This window comes from Corallococcus exercitus (assembly GCF_003611585.1).
Taxonomy (GTDB): domain Bacteria; phylum Myxococcota; class Myxococcia; order Myxococcales; family Myxococcaceae; genus Corallococcus; species Corallococcus exercitus.
The window spans coordinates 1-6,168 of sequence record NZ_RAVW01000516.1 but is presented as its reverse complement, the minus strand read 5'-3'; the positions used below and the strand labels follow the sequence as shown (position 1 = coordinate 6,168).

Below are 6,168 nucleotides of genomic sequence, written 5' to 3'. Positions count from 1 at the left end.
GAGGGGGCGGCGGGGCGGTTGCGGATCGGCTGCGTCATGGAGGCACCTTCTACCCTGGACTTCGGAGTACCGGATTATCGCCGGGAGGGCAGGGGAGTTGCCTCGCGCGTCCTACCCGGCGCGTGCGTTCCGCCGGGGGCCCGGTATGGTGCGCGCCATGTCCCCGCGCCTCCCCACCCAGTTCGCCGACCTGCTCACCCCGAAGGGCCGCCGCATTCTCGAAGGCCGAGACTCCGAGACGTGCGGCGCGCTGCTGGACCCCACGCGGCCCTTCATCGCGCTGCAGGGCGTCATCGACGTGAAGAAGGCGGCGGAGGCCCGCGACCTACTGGACGCGGCGCTGCGTGACACGCTCGTCACCATGGAGGACCCCATCCCGGAGGACTCCATCTCCGGCATGGTGGAGAACTACACGGAGGCGCTGCCCAAGACGGTGCGCGTGCGCACCGCGCTGCTGGAGAGCCGGCGCTCGCGCTCGTGGCGCGCGGCGGAGGGCGTGGGGCTGGTGCAGCTGCTGCGCTCGGACACGTTCGCGGCTTTCGCGGCGGCGGTGAGCGGCCGGCCGCTCAAGCGGGGCTGGGGCATCCAGGTGCTCTGCTACGGACCCGGCGACTACACGGGGCCGCACAACGACCACCACCCGGAGGAGGCGGACGCGCGCGACGGCTACGTGGACATGCACGTGAGCCTCACCCTGCCCGCCGTGGACCACCAGTACCTCGTGTACGCGAAGGACGGGCACTTCTCCGAACTCACCAAGGTCAGCACCGTGGGCGGCGTCACCGTGTACCGGCTGCCCTTCTGGCATTACACGACCCCGCTGGCCGCGAAGCCTGCCAAGGAAGAGGCCGCGCGCCGCTGGGTGCTGCTGGGCACCTTCCTGGACGCCCCGCCCGGGACGCGCCCCTCCTCCACCGTCCTGCCGGCGGGCGCCCCTCCGCCTGTCCGGGCGGTGACAGTCGGACGTGGCAGCGGGGCCGGACGGCGTTAGCGTGCCGGGCCCATGAGCCCGACCGACATCGACACGCAGGCCAACGACCTCCTCCAGTACATCGACGCGTCGCCCACGCCGTACCACGCCGTGCGCGAGACGGCCCGCCGCCTCACCGCCGCGGGCTTCCGCGAGCTGGACGAGCGCGAGTCCTGGTCGCTGAAGCCCGGCGACAAGGTCTTCGTCATCCGCGGCGACACGAGCATCGCCGCCTTCCAGCTGGGCACGAAGCCCGTGGACACCACCGGCTTCCGGCTGGTGGGCTCGCACACGGACTCGCCCAACCTGCGCCTCAAGCCCAACGCGCCCGTCAACCGTCACGGCTACCAGCAGCTGGGCGTCGAAATCTATGGCGGGGTGCTGCTGCACACGTGGACGGACCGGGACCTGTCGCTCGCGGGCCGCGTGGTGACGCTGCACAACGGCCGCCCCCAGCACCACCTGGTGGACTTCCGCCGGCCGCTGTTGCGCGTGCCCAACCTGGCCATCCACCTGAACCGCGGCGTCAACACGGACGGCCTGAAGTTGAACCCGCAGGAGCACATGGTGCCGGTGCTGGGCCTGGAGAGCGCGGGCCCCGCGGAATTGCGCGCGCTGCTGGTGGAGGAGCTGGGCCGCGCGGGCGTGAAGGCCGCCGCGGACGACCTGCTGGGCTACGACCTGTGCCTCTATGACCTGCAGCCGTCCACGCGCTCCGGCCTGCACGGCGAGTTCCTGCACGCGCCCCGTCTGGACAACCTGGCCAGCTGCCACACCGGGCTCACCGCGCTGCTGTCCGGCACGGACAAGCGCGAGGCCACGGTCGGCGTGGTGCTCTACGACCACGAGGAGTGCGGCAGCCGCAGCGCGCAGGGCGCCGCGTCGCCGTTCCTGAAGGACCTGCTGGAGCGCATCGTCCAGGCGCACTCGGACGGGCGCGCGGACGCGTTCCACCGCGCCATCCGCCGCTCGTTCCTGGTGAGCGCGGACATGGCGCACGCGGTGCACCCCAACTACTCCTCCATGCACGAGCCCAAGCACCAGCCGCAGCTGGGCGGCGGCCCGGTCATCAAGACCAACGTCAACCAGTCCTACGCGACGGACGGCGAGTCGTGGGCGCACTTCGCCGCGCTCTGCAAGGAGGCGGGGGTCACGCCCCAGCACTTCGTCACCCGCACGGACCTGGGCTGCGGCAGCACCATTGGCCCCATCACCGCGGGGCAGCTGGGCATCCGCACGGTGGACGTGGGCAACCCCATGCTGTCCATGCACTCCATCCGCGAGCTGGCCGCCGCGTCCGACGTGGCCCGCATGGTGGCGGTGCTGACGCGCTTCTTCGCCTGAGCCTTCGGGGCTTCGGCACAAAGGAAGAGGCGGGCCCGGTGGTGACACCGGACCCGCCTCGGGATGTTTCAGGAAGCTCTCAGCGCGGGGACTAGTTCACGCCCACCGCGGTCCAGGCGTCCTTCACCTTCGCCACCTGGGTGGAGTCCGCGCCGTACAGGTCGGTGGCGGCCTTGATGGTGGCCTCACGCGCCTGGGCGAACGTCGTCTTCGGCGTCATGTACGTGGTGAGCGCGCGGCCGAAGATCTTCAGGCCGTCCTGCATGCCCACGCCGCCCTTCACTTCCAGGCCGGAGGTGCGGTTCTTGCCACCCTCCACGAGCAGGTAGAAGGCGTTGTTGGCGATACCGCTGGAGCCGTGCACCTCCGTCTGCTTCGGGTAGTTCTTGTAGTTGTCGACCGAGTAGCCGTCCTTGGTCGGGTCGTTCATGTAGCGCAGGCCGTCTTCATTGGTGCCGTTGTTCGGCGTCCAGGCGGCCTCGCCCACGGTCCAGTTCCACTTGGCCTCGGGGTTCTTCTGCGCGGCGAACCACTCCACGCCCGTGCCCATGATGTCGGAGAAGGCCTCGTTCAGGCCGCCGGACTCGCCGCTGTAGATGAGGCCCGCGGTGCGCTCGGTGAGGCCGTGGGTGATTTCGTGGCCCGCGATGTCCAGCGTGGTGAGCGGGCCGGACTGCTTCCCGTCGCCGTCGCCGTAGCTCATCTTCTCGCCGTCCCAGAACGCGTTCACGTAGTTGTTCTTCACGTGCACGTAGCTGGTGAGCTTCTCACCCGCGCCGTCGATGGAGTCGCGGCCCAGGATCTCCTTGTAGAAGTCGTAGGTCGTCGCCGCGCCGTAGTGCGCGTCCACGGCGGCCTTGGCGCGCGCCGGGTCGGTGGCCTCGCCCCACTTGTCGTTGTTGTCGGAGATCTTCGTCTGGCCGGACGCGGTGGGCTTGTTGTTCGCGTCGTAGGTCACCACGCCCTTGCCGCGCGTCGAGTCCTCCAGCGAGTACGTGCCGTCCGCTTCCTTCTTGGTCTTCAGGTCCACGTGGCCGCTGTACATGGACAGGTCGTCCGCGGTGCCCGTGGGCGGGTTCTGCGGATCCGTCGGCGGAGGCGTGGTCTCCTTCGCGGTGATGTTCAGGCTCCAGTTGTTCAGGGTGCCCGTGTCACGCGCGGCCTTGTCCTCGACCGTGAGGGTCCACTCGCCCTTGGCGCTCTCGCCCTTGAAGGCCTCGGAGAGGTCGAACGAGCCCGTGATGTCGTCCTTGGAGCCGCCCTTGCGGTCCTGGATCACGGCGGACTTGCCGGAGGGGCTGGTGACCGTGACCTTCAGGTCACCGCTCCAGGTGTGCTTGATGTTCAGGTCGAGCGCCAGCTTGTCGACCGTCACGCCGTCCGGGATGTTGATCTTCGACTGGACCTGGCCCTTGTCCGGGATGGCGACGTTCGGGCTGGTGGTGCCGTTGACCTGCAGCGCGGCGGGGGCCTTCTTGCTCCAGCCGCCAATCTTGTTGAAGCTCTCCAGCACCGCGCCGGTGTTGGCGTCGATGATGTAGTTCTGCTTCTTCGGCTTCTCCTGGCCGGCGATCTGCGTCACTTCCACCTGGTAGGCGGCGCGGTACTTGCCGTCCTTGTCCTGGTAGACGACGCGCTCGGAAGAGGGCTGCTTGTCGGCCTTGCCGCCCAGCTCCTTCTTCGCGATGTCGATGGCCTGCTGCGGCGCCAGCTTCACCTTCTGGTTGCCCAGGCCCGCGGGGATGGGGTTCTGCTCGCCGGTGACGCTGGACACCTTGCCGTCCGCGCCCAGGTGGCTGATGACCTGCTCACCGAAGACCTTCACGCCCTCGTGCATGCGGTCCAGGCGCACGTGCGTCATGCCCAGCTCGTCGCGCTCCACGCTCCGGGGCGCCAGCGTCGGGCCGGCCTTGTTCGCCGCCAGCAGCGAGGAGGCCGTCATCGGCGGGGTGAGGTGCTTCAGGGACGTCTGGATGGCCTGCTGCGCCTCCTTGCTGTCCAGCGCGAGGCGGCCCGGCTGGGCCTCCGTCGCCTGCGCCGAGGACGACTGCGCGGCGGCGGCCGAGGGCTGCGCGCCCGTGGCGGCGCCCGTGCGGGAGACGGACTCGAAGCCGTCCTTCACGCGCAGGACGTTCTTGGCCTTCGCCGGGGTCGCGGTGTCAGTGGTGGGGCGGAGAGAAACGGGCGTCGAACCGTCGGTGCGGCGAATGGTCATTGAACACTCACGCTGCAAGGGGGATGAACAATTCTCGCACGACGAACACCGAGAGTTTCCGATGGGTCGAAGAAGTTAACGCGGCATCCCAGGATTCAGCGGATAGCACTGGTGGACTTCCTGTGAATTCAACGATTGACACGGAAAATTTGCTTTCAGTAGGGGTCCCTTGTGACCCGAATTCCTGAAATCCCCGACGCGAGACGTCATGGATCAGCCGCAGCGGGGGCCCGGAAATGCGCCGGAAATAAATGAAAAAGTACATTTGGGCGGCAACCAGGCGGGCAGGCCGGGCGCGTGGAGGCTGATACACTGCGACACGGTTTCCCGGCCGGGTTGGTGCGGGGGCTGGACCCTGGGGGGGTTGAGACATGGAGCCGTGGATTCATCCGGAGACGCGGGAGGCCCCGGGCCTTCCGCCGCTGGCGGTGCGGGTGCCGCGCCGGAACTTCGAAGGGCTGTTTCAGCACGCGCTGAGGCCGTCCGGAATGTTCGCGCAGGCGCTGCGGGACGTGGGCTACGACCCGGACGCGGTGGAGGAGGTCTTCCCACTGGAGGTGTGGCGCGCGTCGCTGGCTGTGGCGCGGCGGCATGCGTGCCCGGGCCTGGCGAGCGAGGACGCCAACCGCGTGCTGGGCACGCACTACGTGGAGGGTTTCGCGCAGACGCTGGTGGGGCGCATCTTCGCCGCGGCGGCGCCGCTGCTGGGCGTGGAGCGGTGCCTGGCGCGGCTGCCCACGTACCTGCGCGCGGGCCGCGACGACATGAAGCTGGTGCTGGAGCCGGTGAGGGCGCGCGAGTGGCGGGCGCGCGTGGTGGACGCGGATCCGCTGCCGGACTTCGTGGCGGGCGTGGTGGAGCAGGTGCTGCGCCGCACACGGGTGCTGCCGCGCGTGGACGTGCTGGAGCGCGCCGAGCACGCCTATTCGCTGCGGATCCGCTGGGACGAGGCCTGAGGGCCGGCGCGTCCCCCGCCTCTAGTTGAGGTACGTCTTCGGCGGGGGGCGCTTGCTGGCGGCGGCGGGAGGAGCCGGACGCGACTGGCGCCACCGGCCGATCACGTCCATCAGCCCGTCGAACGTGTCGCGCAGGGCCCAGGCGCGGTCCTCCACGTCCTTCAGGCCCTCGCAGCGCAGGAGCCCGTCGCGCAGCGCGCGCTGGACGCCGGGGCAGTCGTCGCGCTCGTCGATGAGCTGTTCGGCGGTGTGCGCGTAGAGCCGGTAGCACCCCTCCACGTCGCCCCGGTTGTAGGCGGGGGCGCCCACGTTGATGGCCTGGCCCAGCAGCGCGGCCACGGACTCCACGGCCGGTGGGGCGCAGCCCTCCAACAGGCCCACGGGGTGCTGGGGCACCTGGCGCACGCGGGTGGCGCGCTGCCGGGGCGCGTCCAGCGCGGACAGCGGGCGGCTGGGGCCGGACGTCTTGAGGAGGGGCGTGATGTAGCGCACCGGGATGACGAGCCCCAGCGCGCGGCCGTTGGCGAGCGCCGCGGTGGCCAGCCCCACCACCTGTCCCTTCGCGTCCAGCACCGGCGAGCCGGAGGCGTCCTCGGGCAGCGTGCGTGACAACTCCAGCAGGGTGAGCCATTCGCCCAGCACCTGCACCGCGCGGACCTCCAGGGCGCGGGATTCGGGGGGGC

The 6,168-nt window shown here is 70.1% G+C and carries 4 protein-coding genes and 1 pseudogene; 3 read left to right on the top strand and 2 right to left on the bottom strand.

Annotated features, from left to right (window positions below):
- Positions 1–157 precede the first annotated feature (157 nt).
- Together D7W79_RS37395 and D7W79_RS37390 are read left to right on the top strand one after the other, a co-directional pair.
- Positions 158–991, top strand: coding sequence for a zinc-binding metallopeptidase family protein (locus D7W79_RS37395; RefSeq protein ID WP_167497788.1), 834 nt, complete (start codon positions 158–160; stop codon positions 989–991).
- A 12-nt stretch (positions 992–1,003) separates the two neighbouring features.
- Positions 1,004–2,314 (top strand): M18 family aminopeptidase, encoded by a 1,311-nt coding sequence (locus D7W79_RS37390; RefSeq protein WP_120530047.1) that lies wholly within the window; start codon positions 1,004–1,006, stop codon positions 2,312–2,314.
- 91 nt (positions 2,315–2,405) lie between these two features.
- Here the strand turns inward: D7W79_RS37390 and D7W79_RS37385 are convergent, their stop codons facing one another.
- A complete protein-coding gene (locus D7W79_RS37385; RefSeq protein ID WP_120530046.1) occupies positions 2,406–4,529 on the bottom strand; it encodes a M4 family metallopeptidase in 2,124 nt (707 codons plus the stop codon).
- A 371-nt stretch (positions 4,530–4,900) separates the two neighbouring features.
- Between D7W79_RS37385 and D7W79_RS37380 the strand changes: the two genes are divergently transcribed.
- A complete protein-coding gene (locus tag D7W79_RS37380) occupies positions 4,901–5,485 on the top strand; it encodes a DUF2378 family protein (protein WP_120530045.1) in 585 nt (194 codons plus the stop codon).
- A 21-nt stretch (positions 5,486–5,506) separates the two neighbouring features.
- On the opposite strand, the pseudogene D7W79_RS37375 reads toward D7W79_RS37380, so the two are convergent.
- Positions 5,507–6,168 (bottom strand): annotated as a pseudogene (locus D7W79_RS37375) (serine protease); the annotation flags it as partial.